The sequence below is a fragment of the Pseudomonas baltica genome (genome assembly GCF_014235765.1).
In the GTDB taxonomy this organism is placed as follows: Bacteria; Pseudomonadota; Gammaproteobacteria; order Pseudomonadales; family Pseudomonadaceae; genus Aquipseudomonas; species Aquipseudomonas baltica.
This window is the reverse complement of record NZ_JACMYH010000002.1, coordinates 444,962-465,330: the sequence shown is the minus strand read 5'-3', so window position 1 is coordinate 465,330 and position 20,369 is coordinate 444,962. Positions and strand designations below refer to the sequence as shown.

Here is a 20,369-nt window from a genome sequence, read left to right as displayed (position 1 = left end):
CGGCCTGTGGCCGCGAAAAGAACGGCGAGGTGTGGCAGGCCAATCGGAGCGCGGCTTTCCTGGCCGCTGACCGCGCCTGCGGCTACTTTCTTGCATCCTCCCACGACTTGACCAGTTCGGCGTAGCCCACGGTTTGACCCTGAGGCTTTTCGTTGGCCAGTTTGGGCTTGGGTGCGCCGGGCTGGTCGAACCAGTACTGGGCGTCGCGCTCGGGGTTCATCTTCGGCCCGCACACGGGTTGCACCTTGCTGCGTTCCAGGCGCGTCATGATCGCATCCTGATCCTTGGCCAGGCCATCGAGCGCCTGCTGTGGGGTCTTCTCGCCGCTGGCTGCCTCGGAAATGTGGCTCCACCACAATTGCGCCAGACGCGGATAGTCAGGCACGTTGGTGCCGGTCGGGGTCCATTGCACGCGAGCCGGGCTGCGGTAGAACTCCACCAGGCCACCCAGCTTGGGTGCCAGATCGGTCATGGCCTGGGAATTGATGTCCGATTCGCGAATCGGCGTCAGGCCGACGATGGTCTTTTTCAGCGAGACCGTCTTCGACGTCACGAACTGCGCGTACAGCCAGGCTGCCAGGCGCTGTTTCTCGGGCGTCGACTTGAGGAAGGTCCAGGCGCCGGTGTCCTGATACCCCAGCTTCATGCCCTCTTCCCAGTACGGGCCCTTGGGCGAAGGTGCCATGCGCCATTTCGGCGTGCCATCGCCATTCATCACCGGCAGGCCAGGCTTGGTCATGTCTGCAGTGAAGGCGGTGTACCAGAAGATCTGCTGGGCGATGTTGCCCTGGGCCGGTACCGGACCGGATTCGGAAAAGGTCATGCCCTGAGCTTCGGGTGGTGCATAGGCACGCATCCAGTCGACGTATTTCTGCGTCGCATAGACGGCTGCCGGGCCGTTGGTGTCGCCGCCACGGGTCACGCTGGAACCCACCGGATGGCAGTCCTCCACGCGAATGCCCCACTCGTCCACCGGCAAGCCGTTGGGCAGGCCCTTGTCGCCACCGCCGGCCATGGAGAACCAGGCATCGGTGAAGCGCCAACCCAGCGAGGGGTCTTTCTTGCCGTAGTCCATGTGCCCGTAGATGCGTTTGCCGTCGATCTCCTTGACGTCCTCGGAGAAGAACTTGGCGATGTCCTCGTAAGCCGACCAGTTGACCGGGACACCGAGCTCGTAGCCGTAGATTTCCTTGAACTTCTTCTTCAGTTCCGGGCGCTCGAACCAGTCGGCACGGAACCAGTACAGGTTGGCGAATTGCTGGTCGGGCAGTTGATAGACCTTGCCGTCGGGCGCGGTGGTGAACGAGATGCCGATGAAATCCTTGAGGTCGAGGGTCGGCGAGGTGGCCTTCTTGCCCTCGGGACTGGCCATCATGTCGGTGATCGATTCGCTCTTGCCGTAGCGAAAGTGGGTACCGATCAAATCCGAATCGTTGACCCAGCCATCGTAGATGTTCTTGTCCGACTGCATCTGCGTCTGCAGCTTCTCGACCACATCGCCTTCCTGCAACAGGTCGTGGGTGAGCTTGATCCCGGTGATCTCGCTGAACGCCTTGGCCAGGGTCTTGGCTTCGTATTCATGGGTGGTGAGGGTTTCGGACACCACGTTGATGCTCATGCCTCGGAACGGCTTGGCGGCCTCGATGAACCATTGCATCTCCGCCATCTGCTGCTCGGGCGTGAGGGTGGACGGCTTGAATTCGGCGCCTACCCATTTCTTCGCCGCGTCTTCATAGGCATCCGCCCAAGCCGCGGCGCTCAGCCCGGCACACGCCAGCGCGGTCGCCAGGGCAATGCTATGTCGCAGTTTGTTGTTGTTCTTGTACATAGTGACCTCCTGTTTGGAATTTTTGCGTCGCGCAGACCCGTGTGGCTCAGCCCCAACGCATTACCGCCAGCAACCACACCAGGGACAGCGCCGAGGCGACCCAGATGCTCCAGTCGGTAACGCCGATCACCAGCAGGTGCAGGTAGGCGCTACCGAGAAGACCGATGAACAACCGATCGCCGCGAGTGGTCGCGATCGGCAGGAACCCGCGCCGCTCGGTGCAGGGCGAGCGCAATTCGTAGAACGTCATGCCGGCGAGCAACAGCGCGATGGCGCCGAAGAACAGGGCAGTCGGTAGAGTCCAGGCCATCCACTCCATCACAGGCTCCTCATACGCGGCCCAGGGCGAAGCCCTTGGCCACATGGTTGCGAACGAACCAGATCACCAGCATGCCGGGCACGATGGTCAGCACGCCGGCCGCGGCCAGCACACCCCAGTCGATGCCCGAGGCTGAAACGGTACGGGTCATCACCGCCGCGATCGGCTTGGCATTGACCGAAGTCAGGGTGCGCGCCAGGAGCAATTCCACCCACGAGAACATGAAGCAGAAGAAGGCCGTTACACCAATACCCGAGCCAATCAGAGGCATGAAGATCTTCACGAAGAATTTCGGAAAGCTGTAGCCATCGATGTAGGCGGTTTCGTCGATCTCCTTCGGCACGCCGGACATGAAGCCTTCGAGAATCCACACCGCCAGCGGTACGTTGAACAGGCAGTGCGCGAGCGCGACGGCGATGTGCGTGTCGAACAGGCCGATGGATGAGTACAGCTGGAAGAACGGCAGCAGGAACACCGCAGGCGGCGCCATGCGGTTGGTCAGCAGCCAGAAGAACAGGTGCTTGTCGCCTAGAAAGCGGTAACGCGAAAACGCATAGGCCGCCGGCAGCGCGACGCTGAGCGAGATCAGCGTGTTGAGGCTCACGTAGTACAGCGAATTGATGTAGCCGGTGTACCAGCTCGGGTCGGTGAAGATCACCCGGTAGTTGGCCAGGGTGAACTCATGGGGAAACAGCGTCAGCCCGCCGAGGATTTCACCGTTGCTCTTGAACGACATGTTCAGCAACCAGTAGATGGGCACCAGCAAAAACAGGATGTACAGCAGCAGGGGAATCAGTTTGCGTTTGCTCATGGCTGCCTCAACCTTGCTTGTCGTTGTGGGTCATGGCGGTATAGAACAGCCATGACACCAGCAGGATGATCAGGAAGTACACCAGCGAGAAGGCCGCGGCCGGGCCCAGGTCGAACTGACCCACGGCCATCTGCGTCAGGGTCTGGCTGAGGAACGTGGTGGCGTTGCCCGGCCCGCCACCGGTCAGCACGAAGGGTTCGGTGTAGATCATGAAGCTGTCCATGAAGCGCAGCATGACCGCGATCAACAGCACGCTTTTCATCTTCGGCAACTGGATGTGCCGGAACACCGCCCAGTTCGAGGCGCGGTCGATACGCGCAGCCTGGTAGTACACGTCGGGGATGGCGCGCAGGCCCGAATAGCACAGCAGCGCCACCAGCGAAGTCCAGTGCCACACATCCATGACCAGCACCGTGACCCAGGCGTCCACAGTGTTGGACGCATAGTTGTAGCTGATGCCCATGGCGTTGAGCGTGTAGCCCAGCAAGCCGATGTCGGCGCGGCCGAAGATCTGCCAGATGGTGCCCACCACGTTCCACGGAATCAGCAGCGGAATGGCCATGACGATCAGGCACAGCGACGACCAGCGGCCCTTGGCCGGCATGGTCAGGGCGATGGCGATGCCCAGCGGTATCTCGATCAGCAGCACGCAGCCCGAATAGATGAACTGGCGCAGCAGCGAATCGTGCAGGCGTGGGTCCTGCAGGACCTGGCGGTACCAGTCGGAGCCGACGAAGTAGCGGCTGGATTGGTCGAAGATGTCCTGCACCGAATAGTTGACCACGGTCATCATTGGAATCACGGCGCTGAACGCCACCAGCAGGAACACCGGCAGCACCAGCCACCAGGCCTTGTTGTTCTGGACCTTGTTCATGGGTTCACCTCCAGCAGACGGTCATCGGCATAGACCATCAGCCACTGCGCGGGAAAACTGATGAACACCGTGCCCTCGGGCACGGTGCGGTCCTCGGGCAAACGCACCTTGAAGGTCTGGCCGCCGAGCAGCAGGGTGAGAATCTTGTAGGTGCCCAGGTCTTCCAGATGGACCCGTTCGCTGTGCAGGGCCGCCTCGAAGCCTTCGTCCCAGACCCGGATGAACTCGGGACGGATGCCGATCTGCAGGCGTTGCCAGCCGCCCTGGGCAATGCGCGCCTGCAAGGCCTCCGACAAGGGCACATGAATGCCGCCGAAACCGACCCCACCACGCTCGGGCTGGACATCGACGAGGTTCATGCCGGGGCTGCCGATGAAGTAGCCGACGAAGGTGTGCGCCGGTCGTTCGAACAGCTCGCGCGGAGTGCCGAACTGGACGATCTGACCGCCGTACATGACCGCGATCTTGTCGGCGAAGGTGGATGCCTCGAGCTGGTCGTGGGTGACGTAGACCATGGTGATGTTGAACTGCTCGTGGATCTGCTTGAGCTTGCGCCGCAGTTTCCATTTCAGGTGCGGGTCGATGACCGTCAGCGGTTCATCGAAGAGGATCGCCGAGACGTCGTCGCGTACCAGGCCACGGCCCATCGACACCTTTTGCTTCTCGTCGGCGCTGAGGTTGCGCGCCTTGCGCTGCAGCAGGCGCTGCAGGTCGAGCACTTCGGCCACTTCCTGTACCCGAGCGCGAACCTGTTCCTCGGACTTGCCCTGATTACGCAAGGGGAATGCCAGGTTGTCGAATACCGTCATGGTGTCGTACACCACCGGGAACTGGAACACCTGAGCGATGTTGCGCTGCTCGGGCGGCAGTTCGTTGACCACTTTGCCGTCGAACAGCACCTGCCCGTGGGACGGGCTGAGCAACCCGGAAATGATGTTGAGCAAGGTGGATTTGCCGCACCCGGACGGGCCGAGCAAGGCATAGGCGCCGCCCTGCTCCCAGATGTGATCCATCTCGCGGATGGCATAGTCTTCGGGCCCCGCCGGGTGGGCGCTGTAGCTGTGGGCCAGGTGCTGCAGGCGTATCTCGGCCATCAGGCAGCCCTCGCTACACGCAGGCCGGGGGCCTGGACCAGTTGCCCGTCGAGCTGGAATACGAACAGCTTGTGGGTCGGGATGTACACCGGGATGGCTGCGTCCACCGCATAGTCGTGGACGCCCGGCAGGTGCAGCACCAGCGAAAAGTACTCGTTGCGTACGTGCAGGAAGGTTTCCGAGCCGCTGATTTCCGCAAGTTCCACGGTGACCGCCAGCTCCAGGTCATCGTCGTTGCTGGGTGTCAGGCCGATGTGGCTGGGTCGTACGCCGAAGCGGTAATCGCCATCGGGGACCCCGGACAAGTCGAGATTGCGCGCGAAGTGCACGAAGTTGGCGAAGCTGACCTCCTGGCCACCGATGCGACCTTCGATCAGGTTGATCGGCGGTTCGGAAAACAGCTCGGCCGCCAGCACCGTGGCTGGCCGGTGGTAGACCTCCGGCGTTCTGCCACTCTGGATCACCCGCCCCTCGTGAAGAATGGTGGTGGTGCCGCCCAACGCCAGGGCTTCGTTGGGCTCGGTGGTGGCGTACACGGCAATGGTATGGCGGGTCAGGAACAGTTCGCGCATTTCGAAACGAAGTTCTTCGCGCAGCTTGTAGTCCAGGTTTACCAGCGGTTCGTCGAACAGGATCAGCTCGGCATCCTTGACCAGCGCGCGGGCCATGGCCGTGCGTTGTTGCTGACCACCGGACAATTCCAGCGGGTGGCGCTTGAGGAACGGCTCGATACGCAACATGCGTGCGGTCTGCAGCACACGCTCCTCGATCTGCTCGCGGGCCATGCCAGCCTGGCGCAGCGGCGAGGCAATGTTGTCGAAGACGGTCATGGTCGGGTAGTTGATGAACTGCTGGTAGACCATGGAGACGTTGCGCTGGCGCACCGGCTTGCCGGTCACGTCCACACCGTTCATCAACACCCGGCCCTGGTCGGGTTTGTCCAGGCCGGCCATCAGGCGCATCAAGCTGGTCTTGCCGGACAACGTGCGCCCCAGGAGGACATTGAACGAACCGGGTTCCAGCACCAGCGATGCATTGTCGATGTACAGCTGGTTTTCCACACGACGAGTGACCTGCTCGAGCACAAGGGACATGGTGGCGCCTTTTTTATTATTGGAAGCGGTTGCGGCTTCGCATCGGTACGACTGCTGGCAAACCCAGAGCGATAAGCGTGCCAATTGCCGCCAGTCAAGGCTGAAAGCGCCAGCCAAACGGTTCGAGGGTATGTGTCACAGGCAAGCGGGGTTCATCACTGAACAAAAATGAACGCCTGGCGCATTGACAATGAACAACCGTGAACAACACTGCATGAACAAAAACAACAAGGCCGTGTGCCGGGATACTCGAACCATGTCCGTATCCAATCCAATGCTTGCCCATGACCGGCTCATCCACGACTCCTGGGCACGCTGTCGCGAAGCGGGGCTTGAGCACCATCACGCGCCGCGCTTCGAGCCGCTGCCACGGCCCGCGCTGCAACAGATGCTCGAACGCCACCAGGCGCTGCTGCACACCACCCATCGCGAGGTGTTGCCCTACTACGAACACATCCTGGGCAATTCGCGCTGCCTGATTCGGCTGGCCGACCCGCAGGCGCGCGTGCTCAGGTCGTGGGGAGAGCAGCCGGGCGCTACCCACAGCCATGCAGGTTTCGTCCCCGGCGCGTCCTGGCTGGAAACATCGGCCGGGACCAATCCGATCGGCACTGCGCTGGCCTGCCGCCAGGCCGTGCACGTCGAGCCCGACGAGCACTTTCTGCTTGCCAACCGCTTGATGAACGGCTCGGCGTCACCGATCTTCGACGCGCAACGGCGAATGGTCGCGGTGCTGGACGTTTCCAGCGACAGTCACCTGCCGCCTTCGCACACGCTCGGGCTGGTGAAGATGATGAGCCAGACGGTGGAGAATCGCCTGATTCTCGAGGCGTTCGCCGACCGGCATCACCAATTGATCTTCAATACCGGAGTCAACAACCTCGACAGCCAGTGGGCCGGACTGCTGGTGTTCGACGACAACGGTTGCGTGCTGGCGGCCAATCGTCGTGCCGACAGCCTGCTGGGTGTCGAGCTTCCGGGGTTGACCGTGCAGCAGGTGTTCCGACTGACGCCGCAGGCACTGCTCGACCACCCGCCGGAGCGCACGTTCGCCCTGCAACCGCCAGGGCGCAACCGGTTGCAGTGTCTGCTCAAGAAGCCGGTTTTACCGTGCCCGGCGCCGGCTGCAGCGCACCGTGGCACCGACCCGCGCCTGGACAAAGCCATGCAACAGGGTCTGCGCCTGCTGGAAAAGGACGTGCCGTTGTTGCTGCGCGGTGACACCGGTACCGGCAAGGAAGTGCTGGTCAAGGCTCTGCACCGGGCCAGCAGCCGCGCGTCGTGCCCGCTGATTGCGGTCAACTGTGCGGCGATTCCCGCCGAGCTGGTGGAGTCGGAACTGTTTGGCTACGAGCGTGGTGCCTTCACCGGTGCCAGCCAGAAGGGCAGCCCTGGCCTGGTGCGCAAGGCCGACAAGGGCATTCTGTTCCTCGACGAGATCGGCGACATGCCGTTGCCGACCCAGGCGCGGCTGCTGCGCGTATTGCAGGAGCGCTGCATCCAGCCGCTGGGCTGTGGCGACCCGATACCGGTCGACATTCGTCTGATTTCCGCGACCCATGAGGATCTGCGCCAGCGGGTGCAGGCCGGCCTGTTCCGCGAAGACCTCTACTACCGCCTGGCTGGCATGACCCTGCACCTGCCGACCCTGCACGCGCGCAGCGACAAGCGCGAGCTCATCGAACAGGTGTGGGAGTCGCACCGCGAACCCCAGCAGAGTGCCGGTTTCAGCGCCGAGGTGTGGGCCGCATTCATGGCCCACCCATGGCCTGGCAACGTGCGTCAGTTGTCTGCGGTGGTCAAGGTCGCCCTGGTCCTGGCCGATGAGGAGGTGATAGGCCTGGACCATCTGCCCGAGGATTTTCTTCGCGAGGCGAGCCAGCTGCCGGCGCAGGAACAGGCCTTGCCGCGCCCGCTGCTGACCCTGGCCAAGGTCAGTGACCTGGGCGAACTGCTGCAGGCCAGCGACGGCAACATCTCGCGCCTTGCGCGACGTCTGGGGGTCAGCCGCAACACGCTGTACAAGCGCCTGCGCGAACAGGGCCACGCCGGGCACGGCGGCCCGTCAGACCTTGCCGAAGGTCTGCGAGGGCCTGCGCAGGGTCGGGTCGAAGGGGTTCAGCCGTGGGCCGATGGCAGCAGCTTCGCGCTTGAGCAGTTCGACCACGGTGGGTAGACGGTCGGGGCCAAGTCGATCGCTGATGGTGGCAACACTGAGGGCCGCCACCGCGTGGCCGTTGCGGTCGAGTATCGGCACCGCCAGGCCCGCCATGCCGGGCAGCACGCCGGTGTTGCGCGCGGCATAGCCGAGCTTGCGCACGCTGTCGACTTCCGAACGCAACAGCACCTCGTCGTACAGGTGCAGGTCCCTGAGCCGGGGCAGGTTGTAGTGGATCACGGTTTCGCGCTCGTCTTCGGGCAGGAACGCGAGGATCGCCAGGCTGCCTTGCCCTACCCCCAGCGCAACGCGGCCACCGATGTCGCCGGTGAAGGTGCGTATCGGGTAGGGCCCTTCGCTGCGGTCCAGGCAGATGGCATCGAAGCCACTGCGCGCCAGCAGAAACAGCGAGTCACCCAAAGACGCCGACAGCCGCAGCAGGCTGGGGCGCGCCAGTTCGCGCAGGTTGCTGCCATTGCCGGCGCGGGCGGCCAGGGCGAAGAACTCCAGGCTCAGCCGATAGCGCTTGCTGCGTACATCCTGCTCGACCATGCCCTCCTCTACCAGCCCGCGCAACAGGCGGTGCGTTGTGGGTTGCGACAGGCCGATGCGCTCGGCGAGCTGGATGACGCGCTCGCCCTCGGTGGGCGCTGCCGACAATCCACGCAATACGGCAAACAACCGGGAGACACCGCCTGTGCCTGGCTCAGAATTCCGCTCAGTGGAATCTTTATTCATGTTTTATTCATCCGATTTCATTGAAAGGATTATTCCGAAAATAACCGTCCGCTCAGTGAAATAAGCGCTTTCGCCATCCTAGTCTTCGTCCTACTCTGCGTCCACGGGGCGAGACCAACAATAGCCGGCAGCCGACTCAGAACGAGCGCCACCCCATTGCAGGACCCCTTTCGCCTCTGCCCTCGATCAACGCACCGCACATGCGGCCGACAACGACAGGTGGAACGCAGCCATGGCCTTTCTCGAACTTCAAGCACTGTGCAAACGCTACGGACCCGTGCAGGCCGTGGTGGCGACCGACCTGAGCGTCAGCCAGGGCGAGTTCGTCTCGCTGCTCGGCCCTTCGGGTTGCGGCAAGACCACAACGCTGCAGATGATCGCCGGCTTCGTCGATGTCACCAGCGGCCGGATCGTGCTCGACGGCCGCGATATCACCCATGCCAAACCCAGCAGCCGTGGCCTTGGCGTGGTATTCCAGAGCTACGCGCTGTTTCCGCACATGAGCGTGCGCGACAACGTGGCCTTCGGCCTGAAGATGCGCAAGGTTGGCAGCAGCGACATCCGCACCCGTGTCGACCAGGTGCTGGCGCTGGTGCGCCTGACCGCCCATGCCGAGCGTTACCCACGCGAGCTGTCCGGGGGCCAGCGCCAGCGGGTGGCCCTGGCTCGGGCCTTGGTGATCCAGCCGCCGGTGCTGCTGCTCGACGAGCCATTGTCCAACCTCGACGCGAGCCTGCGCGAGGAAATGCAGTTCGAGATTCGCCGCATCCAGTGTGAAGTCGGCATCACCACGCTGATGGTGACCCACGACCAGGCCGAAGCCTTATCGATCAGCGACCGGGTGGTGGTGATGCAAGCCGGTCAGGTCACCCAGATCGACGAGCCCTACAAGCTCTACGAGCACCCGCGCACGCCGTTCATTTCCGGTTTCGTCGGCAAGGCCAACCTGCTGCCCGGCGAGTACGACGCGCTGGGCCAGCCCCAGGTCTTGGCACAGGCCGGGGAAGGCGAACTGATGTTGAGCCTGCGCCCGGAGAAGATCGATTTCTGCAACGCCGGTGATGGGCGCATCCAGGGCCGTATCGTGACCCGCTATTTTCTCGGCAGCCAGTGGCTGTACCGCTTGGAAACGGTGCTCGGCGAGATCACCGTGGTGCGTCGCAACGATGGCAGCGCACCGCTGGCCACCGGCGTCACCGTCGGCCTGGACTGGCCGGGCGAGCTGCTTCGCGTGCTCGCCAGCGAGGCCTGCGCATGAGCCGCGGATACCTGCTGTCGGCGCCGGCGCTGGCGCTGTTCGTCGGTCTGCTGATCGTCCCGCTGGGGCTGACCCTGGTGCTGTCGTTCAACCTGTTCGACTACGAAGTGGGGGTCAAGAGCGACAGCTACACGCTGGCCAACTACGCCGCCCTGCTCAGCGACGGCTATTTCTACGAGATTTTCTGGCGGACCTTCTGGATCAGCGCTCTGGTGACCCTGCTGTGCGTGGTGATCGGCGTGCCGGAGGCTTACATCCTCAGCCGCATGGGCACGCCGTGGCGCTCGATCTTCCTGATTCTGATCCTGACCCCGCTGCTGATTTCGGTGGTGGTGCGCGCCTTCGGCTGGAGCCTCTTGCTGGGCGCCGATGGCCTGATCAACCAGGCTATCGCAGCGCTGGGCGGGCGGCCGCTGAAAATGCTCTATACGCCCTTTGCGGTGATTCTGGCGCTGGTGCATGTGATGTTGCCGTTCATGATCATTCCGGTCTGGACCTCGCTGCAGAAGCTCGACCCGGCTGCCGAGCAGGCGGCGCAATCGCTGGGCGCAAGCCAGGCCAAGGTGATGCGCCTGGTGGTGCTGCCGCAGATCATGCCCGGCGTGCTGTCGGGCACGCTGATCGTCTTCGGTCTGGCGGCCAGCTCGTTCGCCATTCCCGGGCTGCTCGGCGGGCGCCGCTTGAAGATGGTCGCCACGGTGGTCTACGACCAGTACCTGTCGGAACTCAACTGGCCCATGGGCGCAACCATTGCCGTGGCGCTGTTGCTGGCCAATCTGCTGATCATGCTGTCCTGGAACCGCCTGGTCGAAGGTCGCTACAAGAAAGCCCTGGGGGAATGATCGATGTCCAAGAACGGTCCGTTGGCCCTGTCGTTTCATGCCTTGGTGGTGGTGTTCATGCTGGCCCCGCTGGTGGTGGTGTGCCTGGTGGCGTTCACCCCGGAGAACACCCTCACCCTGCCCACCTCCGGGTTTTCCCTGCGCTGGTTCCGCGCCGTGTTCGAGCGCGCCGATTTCATCGATGCGTTCTATAACAGCCTGATCCTGGCCGTGGTGGCTGCAACCCTGGCGACCCTGATCGCCGTACCGGCGGCGCTGGCGATCACCCGCTATCACTTTCCGGGACGCGACTTTCTCAATGCGCTGTTTCTGTCGCCGATCATCATTCCGCACCTGGTGCTGGGCGTGGCGATGCTGCGCCTGTTCGCGCTGATGGGGGTCAATGGCAGCTTTGTCTGGCTGATGCTGGCCCATGTGGTGGTGATCACGCCTTATGTGCTGCGTCTGGTGATCGCCGCCGCCATCGGCATCGACCGCAGCGCCGAGCAGGCGGCGGAATCGCTGGGCGCCAGCCGTTTCACCCTGTTTCGTCAGATCACTCTGCCGATGATCCTGCCGGGGGTGGCCGGGGGCTGGCTGCTGGCGTTCATCAACAGCTTCGACGAGGTGACCCTGTCGATCTTCGTTACATCGCCCGCCACCCAGACCCTGCCGGTGCGCATGTACGTGTACGCCACCGAGTCCATCGACCCGATGATGGCGGCGGTGTCGGCGCTGGTGATCGCCTTGACCGCGGCGACCATGATTCTGCTCGACCGGGTGTATGGCCTGGACCGCGTACTGGTAGGGAAAAACTGATGGCTTTGTTCAAGCGGCTGGCCGAACTCGATCGGCCTTCGGTGCCGTTCACCCTCGACGGACAGGCCGTGAGCGGCCTGGCGGGGGATACCCTGCTCACCGCCGTGCTGACCTGCGCCGACCATGTGCGTGGTAGCGACTTCAGTGCCCAGGCCCGCGCCGGTTTTTGCCTGATGGGTGCCTGTCAGGACTGTTGGGTTCGATTGGGCGACGGTCGTCGCGTACGTGCCTGCGCCACGCCCTTGGAAGCGGGCATGCAGGTCGACCGCGACCTGGGGCGGCGCTCGTGAGCGCGGTGGTGATCGTGGGCGCCGGACCGGCAGGCATTCGCGCGGCGCAGACCCTGGCCGCCCATGGCCTGCGCCCGTGCCTGGTGGACGAAGCCTTGCAGGGCGGCGGCCAGGTCTATCGCCGAGCACCGGGCAACTTTCAACGTCCTGCCAGCCAGCTCTATGGCTTCGAAGCGCGCAAGGCAGGTGCGGTGCATCAGGCGCTGGACGCGCTGCGCGGGCAGATCGACTACCGGCCCGACACATTGGTGTGGAACGCCGAGGATGGCCACCTGCACACGCTGAACCAGCAGCGCGTCGGCACCGTCAAGTATGACCGCCTGTTGATCGCCACCGGCGCTACCGACCGCATCCTGCCGGTGCCGGGTTGGACCTTGCCCGGCGTGTACAGCCTCGGCGCCGCGCAGATCGCGCTCAAGGCCCAGGGTTGCGCCATCGGCGAACGAGTGGTCTTCGCGGGCAGCGGGCCGTTGCTGTACCTGGTGGCCTATCAGTACGCGAAGGCCGGCGCACGGGTGCTGGCCGTGCTGGACAGCTCGCCCTTCGGTGCCCAGGTCGCTGCCCTGCCCCGTCTGTTGCTTCAGCCTGCGACCCTGGCCAAGGGCCTGTACTACCGGGCCTGGCTAACTGCCCACGGGATCGCCGTACATCAGGGCGCGACCCTGGTCGAGGTCGTCGGCGAGCAAAAAGTCGAAGCTGTCACCTGGCAACGCGCTGGCAGCCGGCACAGCCTGGCCTGCGATGGACTGGCCTTCGCCCATGCTTTGCGCAGCGAAACGCAACTGGCCGACCTGCTCGGCTGCCAATTCACTTGGAGCCCGCTCAATCGCGCCTGGTTGCCGAGCCGCGATCGAGCCGGGCGCAGCAGCGTGCCGAGCGTGTACCTGGCCGGCGACGGTGCCGGGATCATGGGCGCCGATGCGGCGGAAATGGCCGGCGAGCGCGCAGCATTGGCCCTGCTCGAAGACATGGGCATCACCATTGACAGCGAACGTGGCCCACAGCTCGAGCGACGGCTGGCGCGCATCCAGGGGTTTCGCGTCGGCCTGGAAGCCGCATTCCCGTTCCCCGAGCAGTGGGCCAGCCAGGCCCCCGACGACTTGATGCTGTGCCGATGCGAGGAAATCAGCGTCGGCGAAGTTCGCCAGGTGGTCGCTCAGGGCCACACCGATATCAACCGGGTCAAGGCCCATTGCCGGGTCGGCATGGGCAGGTGCCAGGGGCGCATGTGCGGCAGTGCAGCGGTGGAAATCATCGCTCAGGCGGCCGCGTGTGCACCGCAGGAAGTGGGTCGCCTGCGCGCCCAGGCGCCCATCAAGCCGCTGCCCTTCGGTGTGGAGGTGCAGCCTTGAGCCAGGTCTGCGAAACCGATGTGATCATCGTCGGCGGCGGAATCGTCGGTGCTTCGGCAGCCTTGATGCTGGCGCTGCGCGGTCAGCGGGTGGTATTGCTGGAGCGCGACTTCTGCGGCTCGCGGTCCAGCGGCGTGAACTACGGTGGCGTGCGCCGTCAGGGCCGTTCGCTGGTGCAAATGCCGCTGTCGCAGCGCGCCCATGAACTGTGGAGCGACCTGCCCGGGCTGATCGGCATCGACGGCGAGTACGTGCGTTCCGGTCATCTCAAGCTGGCCCGCAGCGACGCCGACATGGCCCGTCTGCAAGCCTGGGCCGACGCCGCCGCGGGTTTCGATCTGGGTGTGGAGCTGCTCGATCGTGGTCAGTTGCGCCAGCGTTTTGCCTGGGTGGGCGACGTGGCCGTGGGTGCGTCGCTGTGCAGCGCCGATGGGCATGCCAACCCACGCCTGGTATCGCCCGCCTTCGCGGCAGCGGCCAGGCGTGCCGGTGCACGGATCGTCGAGCAGGTGCAGCCGTTGGCCTTCGACCATGACGGCCAGGCGTTCGTGCTGGCCTGCAGCAACGGCGAACGGCTGCGCGCGCCCTGGCTGCTCAACTGTGCCGGGGCCTGGGCGAACCACATCGCCGAACAGTTCGGCGAGCAGGTACCGATGACCAGCGGCCACCCGGCAATGCTGGTGACCGAACCGCTGCCTGTGGTCATGGACGTCAGCACCGGGGTCGAGGGCGGTGGCATCTACGCGCGCCAGGTGGCACGGGGCAATTGCGTGCTCGGCGGCGGGCAGGGTTTCGCCGTGGACCCGTTGCGGGCGCGCCCCGGCCAGCTGGCGACCCTGGATATCCTGCGCAACGCCGTCGAGTTGTATCCGTTCCTGCACGGTGCACAGGCGATCCGTACCTGGAGCGGGACCGAAGGTTATCTGCCCGATCGCGAGCCCGTGATCGGACACAGCCAGGTACAACCGGGCCTGATCCACGCCTTCGGCTTTGCCGGGGCCGGTTTCCAGATCGGCCCCGCCGTCGGTGAAGCCCTGTCGCAACTGGTCGTCGAAGGCCGCAGCCGGGCGCCGATCGACGCGTTTTCCATCCAACGCTTTTCTCCCCTTGAACTGCATAAAGGAAGGTCGCTTTCATGAAGCCAGTCAAACGTACGGTTCACGCACTCTCCCTCGCTGCCCTGCTGGCCGCCACCGGCGCTCAGGCCGGGCCCACGCTCTACCTGGGCATGAACGGCGGCACCATGGAACGCTTATACGCCGACAAGGTGCTGCCAGCGTTCGAGCAGGCCAACGATGTGAAGGTGGTCATCGTGCCGGGCACCTCTTCGGACATTCTCGCCAAGGTTCAGGCGAGCAAGGACAATCCGCAGATCCACGTGATGTTCCTCGATGACGGCATCATGTACCGCGCCATTTCCATGGGCCTGTGCGACACCTTGCAGGACAGCGATGGCCTGGCGGCGATACCGGCCAAGGCCCGGATCAAGGATCAAGCGGCCGCAGTCAGCCTGGGCGTGACCGGGCTGGCCTACAACACGCGCCTGTTCAAGAAGAATGGCTGGGCGGCGCCGACTTCGTGGATGGACATGGCCGACAGCCGCTTCAAGGAAAAACTGGTGTTCCAGTCGCTGGCGTCATCGACCTTCGGGCTGCACGGCTTCCTGATGTTCAACCGGCTGCAGGGTGGCAGCGAAACCGACGTCGAGCCGGGGTTCAAGGCGTGGCCCAAGACGGTAGGCCCGAATGTGCTGGAGTACATTGCCAGTTCGGCGAAGATCTCTGAGATGGTGCAGACCGACGAGGCCGCGTTGTTTCCGCTCACACCGACTCAGGTGACCGCCTTGAAACTGCGCGGTGTACCGGTTGAGTACGCGCAACCCAAGGAGGGCGCGGTGGTGCTCAACGTGGCGGAGTGCGTGATCGCCAAGAACGACCAGCCCGAGCTGGCCCAGAAGCTGGCGGCCTACCTGCTGAGCCCCGAGGCCCAGGCACCGGCACTGGAGGAAGGCGATCAGATACCGTCCAACCCCAATACCCCAACCACCGACAAGACCCGTGGGCAGGTGCAGGCGATGGAGAAATACCTGGAAACGGCAGTGGCCATCGACTGGGATCAGGTCAACCAGCTGCGCCCCGCCTGGAACGCCCGCTGGAGCCGCTCGATCGAGCGCTAGGCCATGCACCGAGTCGCCCGGTCCGCGGCCGATGACCGCTCCTACGCAAAATCCGTAGGAGCGGTCCGTGGCCGCGAAAGGCGCGACGCGGTCCAACTGGTACACCGCAGTGCCCGGTTCGCGGCCGATGACCGCTCCTACGGGGAATGTTGCTGTATCAGTCCGCCAGGCGCCAGGTCGTGACACCTTTGCTGTCTTCCAATACCACACCCATGGCGGTCAACTCGTCGCGGATGCGGTCGGATTCGGCCCAGTCCTTGCCCGCTCGTGCCGCCAGACGTGCGGCGATGAGGGTGTCCACCTGGGCCGCATCGACGCGACCGGCAGCGCCGGCCTGGAGGAATTCGTCGGAATCGAGCTGCAATACCCCGAGCAGGTCGCCCAGTTCGCGCAAACGACCGGCCAAGCCCGCAGCTGCGTCGACATCACTGTCACGCAAACGGTTGATCTCGCGCACCAGATCGAACAACACGGCGCAGGCTTCCGGCGTACCGAAGTCATCGTTCATGGCATTGGCAAAGCGCTCGACGAACAGCTCGCCCCCCGCTGCCGCCACTTTCGGCAAGCCCTTGAGCGCATGGTAGAACCGCTCCAGCGCGCCCTTGGCTTCCTTCAGGCTGTCTTCGGAATAGTTGATCGAACTGCGGTAATGGCTGGAAACCAGCAGGTAGCGCACCACCTCGGGCTGATACTTCTCCAGCACATCGCGAATGGTGAAGAAGTTGTTCAGCGACTTGGACATCTTCTCGCCGTTGATGCGGATCATCCCACAGTGCAACCAGGCGTTGGCGTACGGCTTGCCGGTGGCCGCCTCGCTCTGGGCGATCTCGTTCTCGTGGTGCGGGAATTCCAGGTCGTTGCCGCCACCATGAATATCGAAGGTGTCGCCCAGGCAGCAGGTCGACATCACCGAGCACTCGATATGCCAGCCAGGACGGCCAGGGCCCCAGGGCGACTCCCAGCTCGGCTCGCCTGGCTTGACGCCCTTCCACAGGACGAAATCGAGGGGGTCCTGCTTGGCCTCTTCCACTTCGATGCGCGCCCCGATGCGCAGGTCTTCGATCTTCTTGCGCGACAGTTTGCCGTAGCCTTGGAACTTGCCGACCCGGTAGTACACGTCGCCGTTGCCCGGCGCATAGGCATAGCCCTTGTCGATCAAGGTCTGGATCATCGCCAGCATGCCCGGGATGTGCTCGGTGGCACGCGGCTCCTGATCCGGCTTGAGGATGTTCAGGCGCGCCTCGTCCTCGTGCATCGCATCGATCATGCGCGCGGTCAGGGCATCGAAGCTTTCGCCGTTGTCCCGCGCACGGTTGATGATTTTGTCGTCGATGTCGGTGATGTTGCGCACGTAGGTCAGCTCATAGCCGCTGTAGCGCAACCAGCGCGTGACCAGATCGAACGCGACCATGCTGCGACCGTGGCCCAGGTGGCAGTAGTCGTACACGGTCATGCCGCACACGTACATGCGCACCTTGTTGCCATCCAGCGGCGTGAAGACCTCTTTGCTCTTGCTCAGCGTGTTGTAGATGTTCAGCACAACGATTCCTCAACTTGGCCTGGCGAGGCTCAGCCCCACGAGTCACGCAGGGTGACGGTACGGTTGAACACCGGACGACCCGGTTGCGTGTCGACCAGGTCGGCGCAGAAATAGCCTTCGCGTTCGAACTGGAAACGATCCTCCGGCGCCGCGTTGGCCAGCGACGGTTCGGCGCGGCAGCCACGCAGTACCTGCAGGGAGTCGGGATTGATGTTGTCGAGGAACGTCGCGCCGTCTTCGGCCTTCTCCGGGTTGGCCGAGCGGAACAGGCGATCGTACAGGCGTACTTCACACTCGACGCTGGCCGCGGCCGGAACCCAGTGGATCACGCCCTTGACCTTGCGCCCTTCCGGATTCTTGCCCAGGGTGTCCGGGTCGTACGAGCAGCGCAGTTCGACGATGTTGCCGTCGGCATCCTTGATCGCTTCGTCGGCACGGATCACGTAACTGCCACGCAGGCGTACTTCGCCGTTGGGTTCCAGGCGCTTGTAGCCCTTGGGCGGCTCTTCCATGAAGTCGTCGCGGTCGATGTACAGCTCGCGCTCGAACGGCAACGCGCGCACGCCCATGTCTTCCTTGGGATGGCGCGGCAGCTCGAGCTGCTCGACCTGGCCTTCGGGATAGTTGGTGATCACTACCTTGAGCGGGCGCAGCACGCACATGGCGCGCGGTGCGTTGCGGTCGAGGTCGTCACGGATGCTGAATTCGAGCATCGACATGTCGACCACGCCATCGGAACGGTTGGTGCCGATCATGTCGCAGAAGTTGCGGATCGACGCCGGGGTGTAGCCGCGACGGCGGAAACCGGAGAGGGTCGACATGCGCGGATCGTCCCAGCCCTGCACGTGCTGTTCGTCGACCAGCTGCTTGAGCTTGCGCTTGGAAGTCAGCGTGTAATTGAGGTTCAGGCGGCTGAACTCGTACTGACGCGGGTGCGCCGGCACCGACAGATGGTCGAGGAACCATTCGTACAGCGGACGATGCCCTTCGAATTCCAGGGTGCAGATGGAGTGCGTGATGCCTTCGATGGCGTCGGACTGACCGTGGGTGAAGTCGTAGTTGGGGTAGATGCACCACGCATCGCCGGTCTGGTGGTGATGGGCGTGGCGGATGCGGTAGAGAATCGGGTCGCGCAGGTTCATGTTCGGCGAGGCCATGTCGATCCGCGCACGCAGTACGCGCTCGCCGTCCTTGAACTCGCCCGCCTTCATGCGCGCGAACAGGTCGAGGTTTTCCTCGACGCTGCGCTCGCGGAACGGGCTGTTGCGGCCAGGCTCGGTCAGGTTGCCGCGGTACTCGCGCGCCTGCTCGGGGGTCAGGTCGCAGACGTAGGCGTCGCCCTGCTTGATCAGCTCCACGGCCCAATCGTGCAGCTGGTCGAAGTATTGCGAGGCGTAACGCTCTTCACCGGCCCACTCGAAGCCCAGCCACTTGATGTCGCGCTTGATGGCGTCGATGTATTCCTGATCTTCCTTGGCCGGATTGGTGTCGTCGAAACGCAGGTTGCAGACACCGCCGAATTCCTGCGCCAGGCCGAAGTTCACGCAGATCGACTTGGCATGGCCGATGTGCAGATAACCGTTGGGCTCGGGCGGAAAGCGGGTAACGATCTGGCTGTGCTTGCCGGCGTCCAGGTCGGCCTGGACGATCGGGCGCAGGAAGTTGGCGGGCACGGCAGGGCCATTGCCTTTGGAGTTGGGAGCGTTGTCGGCGGTGGGCTTGCTCATTGGAATCCTTGAACGAACGATGCGGCGGCAGCCAGGGTAGGCCGACCAAATCAAAGCGCTTATCATAGCCGAAGCGGTCAACCGGCTGACAGGCCAGCCCCGACAAACTATCGGGTAAATCCTGCAGCGCGGCAAAAAACAGCCTTTGAATAGGCATCGTCGCCTGTAAACTGGGCGCCGTCGCTAGCGAATTTCCACAGAACATTCTCCACAGAACAGAGAGAGACCCATGTCCAAAGTCAAACTGACCACCAACCACGGCGTCATCGTCCTGCAACTGAACGCCGAAAAGGCCCCGCTGACCGTGGCCAACTTCCTCGAGTACGTGCAGGCCGGCCACTACGAAAACACCGTGTTCCACCGCGTGATCGGCAACTTCATGATCCAGGGCGGCGGTTTCGAGCCTGGCATGAAAGAGAAGAAGGACAAGCGCCCGAGCATCCAGAACGAAGCCGACAATGGCTTGCCGAACAAGAAGTACTCGGTGGCCATGGCCCGCACCATGGAGCCGCATTCGGCTTCGGCGCAGTTCTTCATCAACGTGGGCGACAACAGCTTCCTCAACCACACCGCGAAAACCACCCAGGGTTGGGGCTATGCGGTGTTCGGTGAAGTGGTCGAAGGCCAGGACGTGGTCGACAAGATCAAGGGCGTGTCCACCACCTCCAAGGCCGGTCACCAGGACGTACCCGCTGAAGACGTGATCATCGAGAAAGCCGAGATCGCTGAGTGATACTGCTGATCTCCGATCTGCACTTGCAGGAAGAACGCCCGGACATTACCCGGGCGTTTCTGGATTTCCTCGGCGGGCGTGCGCGCTCAGCCGAGGCGCTGTACATTCTGGGCGACTTCTTCGAAGCCTGGATCGGCGACGACGCCATGACCCCTTTCCAATCGTCCATCTGCGCAGCGCTGCGTGCGCTCAGCGACGGTGGCACGAAGATTTTCCTGATGCACGGCAACCGCGACTTCCTGATCGGCTCGAGCTTCCGCAGGAAGGCCGGTTGCAGCCTGCTGGCGGACCCGAGCGTGGTGCGCTTGAACGGCCAGCCGGTGCTGTTGATGCACGGCGACAGCCTGTGCACGCGCGACGAAGGCTACATGCGCCTGCGCCGCGTGCTGCGCAACCCGCTGACCCTGTTCGTCCTGCGCAACCTGCCGCTGGGCACGCGCCACAAGCTTGCCCGCAAGCTGCGCAGTGAAAGCCGGGCGCAGACCCAGATGAAAGCCCATGACATCGTCGATGTCACCCCTGAAGAGGTGCCGCGGGTGATGCGCCAACACGGTGTGGCCACCCTGATTCACGGGCATACCCATCGTCCGGCAGTGCATGAGCTGCAGATCGGTGATCTGCCGGCACAGCGTATCGTGCTGGGGGACTGGGATCGTCAAGGGTGGGTGCTGCAGGTGGATGACCGGGGCTTCAACCTGGCGCCGTTCGATTTCCCGGCGCCGGCGGTCTGATACACC

Annotated in this window: 18 protein-coding genes and 1 pseudogene; 10 read left to right on the top strand and 9 right to left on the bottom strand. The window is 63.8% G+C overall.

Going from position 1 to position 20,369, the window contains the following annotated elements; all coding sequences use genetic code 11:
* Positions 1-82: 82 nt before the first annotated feature.
* Genes H7993_RS11595 through H7993_RS11570 form a run of 6 tightly spaced genes read right to left on the bottom strand, consistent with a single transcriptional unit; the run spans position 83 to position 6,020 of the window.
* A complete protein-coding gene (locus H7993_RS11595; protein WP_122713755.1) occupies positions 83-1,828 on the bottom strand; it encodes an ABC transporter substrate-binding protein in 1,746 nt (581 codons plus the stop codon).
* A gap of 46 nt (positions 1,829-1,874) precedes the next feature.
* Positions 1,875-2,147 (bottom strand): DUF2160 domain-containing protein, encoded by a 273-nt coding sequence (locus H7993_RS11590; RefSeq protein WP_122476019.1) that lies wholly within the window; start codon positions 2,145-2,147, stop codon positions 1,875-1,877.
* 10 nt (positions 2,148-2,157) lie between these two features.
* The gene (locus H7993_RS11585; protein ID WP_122476020.1) at positions 2,158-2,958 is read right to left on the bottom strand and encodes a carbohydrate ABC transporter permease; all 801 of its coding nucleotides are present in this window, start codon (positions 2,956-2,958) and stop codon (positions 2,158-2,160) included.
* Between the two features lie 7 nt (positions 2,959-2,965).
* Complete coding sequence (locus tag H7993_RS11580; RefSeq protein ID WP_185794476.1) at positions 2,966-3,832, bottom strand: carbohydrate ABC transporter permease; 867 nt, start codon at positions 3,830-3,832, stop codon at positions 2,966-2,968.
* Positions 3,829-4,926 carry an ABC transporter ATP-binding protein gene (locus H7993_RS11575; RefSeq protein ID WP_185794475.1) on the bottom strand — a complete coding sequence of 366 codons (1,098 nt, stop codon included), beginning with the start codon at positions 4,924-4,926 and terminating at the stop codon, positions 3,829-3,831. Before H7993_RS11575 ends, H7993_RS11580 begins: the two co-directional genes overlap by 4 nt.
* Positions 4,926-6,020 carry an ABC transporter ATP-binding protein gene (locus H7993_RS11570; protein WP_122476025.1) on the bottom strand — a complete coding sequence of 365 codons (1,095 nt, stop codon included), beginning with the start codon at positions 6,018-6,020 and terminating at the stop codon, positions 4,926-4,928. The genes H7993_RS11575 and H7993_RS11570 overlap by 1 nt, the downstream gene beginning before the upstream one ends.
* Positions 6,021-6,276: 256 nt before the next feature.
* On the opposite strand from H7993_RS11570, the pseudogene H7993_RS11565 reads away from it, so the two are divergent.
* A pseudogene (locus tag H7993_RS11565) lies at positions 6,277-8,061 on the top strand (sigma-54-dependent Fis family transcriptional regulator); the annotation flags it as partial.
* 24 nt (positions 8,062-8,085) lie between these two features.
* Here H7993_RS11565 and H7993_RS11560 read toward each other — a convergent pair.
* Positions 8,086-8,916: an IclR family transcriptional regulator gene (locus tag H7993_RS11560; protein ID WP_185794473.1), complete on the bottom strand. Its 831-nt coding sequence runs from the start codon at positions 8,914-8,916 to the stop codon at positions 8,086-8,088.
* A 232-nt stretch (positions 8,917-9,148) separates the two neighbouring features.
* On the opposite strand from H7993_RS11560, the gene H7993_RS11555 reads away from it, so the two are divergent.
* Genes H7993_RS11555 through H7993_RS11525 form a run of 7 tightly spaced genes read left to right on the top strand, consistent with a single transcriptional unit; the run spans position 9,149 to position 15,632 of the window.
* Positions 9,149-10,174 (top strand): ABC transporter ATP-binding protein, encoded by a 1,026-nt coding sequence (locus H7993_RS11555; protein WP_185794472.1) that lies wholly within the window; start codon positions 9,149-9,151, stop codon positions 10,172-10,174.
* On the top strand, positions 10,171-11,016 hold the full coding sequence (locus H7993_RS11550; protein WP_185794471.1) for an ABC transporter permease: 846 nt from the start codon (positions 10,171-10,173) through the stop codon (positions 11,014-11,016). The genes H7993_RS11555 and H7993_RS11550 overlap by 4 nt, the downstream gene beginning before the upstream one ends.
* Positions 11,017-11,019: 3 nt before the next feature.
* Positions 11,020-11,814 (top strand): ABC transporter permease, encoded by a 795-nt coding sequence (locus H7993_RS11545; protein ID WP_122476031.1) that lies wholly within the window; start codon positions 11,020-11,022, stop codon positions 11,812-11,814.
* Positions 11,814-12,104 carry a (2Fe-2S)-binding protein gene (locus tag H7993_RS11540; RefSeq protein WP_185794470.1) on the top strand — a complete coding sequence of 97 codons (291 nt, stop codon included), beginning with the start codon at positions 11,814-11,816 and terminating at the stop codon, positions 12,102-12,104. Before H7993_RS11545 ends, H7993_RS11540 begins: the two co-directional genes overlap by 1 nt.
* Positions 12,101-13,456 carry an FAD-dependent oxidoreductase gene (locus H7993_RS11535; protein ID WP_185794469.1) on the top strand — a complete coding sequence of 452 codons (1,356 nt, stop codon included), beginning with the start codon at positions 12,101-12,103 and terminating at the stop codon, positions 13,454-13,456. Before H7993_RS11540 ends, H7993_RS11535 begins: the two co-directional genes overlap by 4 nt.
* A complete protein-coding gene (locus H7993_RS11530; RefSeq protein WP_185794468.1) occupies positions 13,453-14,595 on the top strand; it encodes an NAD(P)/FAD-dependent oxidoreductase in 1,143 nt (380 codons plus the stop codon). Before H7993_RS11535 ends, H7993_RS11530 begins: the two co-directional genes overlap by 4 nt.
* Positions 14,592-15,632 (top strand): ABC transporter substrate-binding protein, encoded by a 1,041-nt coding sequence (locus tag H7993_RS11525; protein ID WP_122713767.1) that lies wholly within the window; start codon positions 14,592-14,594, stop codon positions 15,630-15,632. Before H7993_RS11530 ends, H7993_RS11525 begins: the two co-directional genes overlap by 4 nt.
* 157 nt (positions 15,633-15,789) lie before the next feature.
* Here the strand turns inward: H7993_RS11525 and cysS are convergent, their stop codons facing one another.
* Together cysS and H7993_RS11515 are read right to left on the bottom strand one after the other, a co-directional pair.
* On the bottom strand, positions 15,790-17,172 hold the full coding sequence (gene cysS / locus H7993_RS11520; protein ID WP_185794467.1) for a cysteine--tRNA ligase: 1,383 nt from the start codon (positions 17,170-17,172) through the stop codon (positions 15,790-15,792).
* Between the two features lie 29 nt (positions 17,173-17,201).
* Positions 17,202-18,899 (bottom strand): glutamine--tRNA ligase/YqeY domain fusion protein, encoded by a 1,698-nt coding sequence (locus H7993_RS11515; RefSeq protein WP_122713769.1) that lies wholly within the window; start codon positions 18,897-18,899, stop codon positions 17,202-17,204.
* A gap of 229 nt (positions 18,900-19,128) precedes the next feature.
* Between H7993_RS11515 and H7993_RS11510 the strand changes: the two genes are divergently transcribed.
* Both H7993_RS11510 and lpxH read left to right on the top strand, forming a co-directional pair.
* Positions 19,129-19,632: a peptidylprolyl isomerase gene (locus H7993_RS11510; protein WP_122476043.1), complete on the top strand. Its 504-nt coding sequence runs from the start codon at positions 19,129-19,131 to the stop codon at positions 19,630-19,632.
* Complete coding sequence (gene lpxH / locus H7993_RS11505) at positions 19,629-20,363, top strand: UDP-2,3-diacylglucosamine diphosphatase (RefSeq protein WP_185794466.1); 735 nt, start codon at positions 19,629-19,631, stop codon at positions 20,361-20,363. Before H7993_RS11510 ends, lpxH begins: the two co-directional genes overlap by 4 nt.
* The last annotated feature ends 6 nt before the right edge of the window (positions 20,364-20,369 follow it).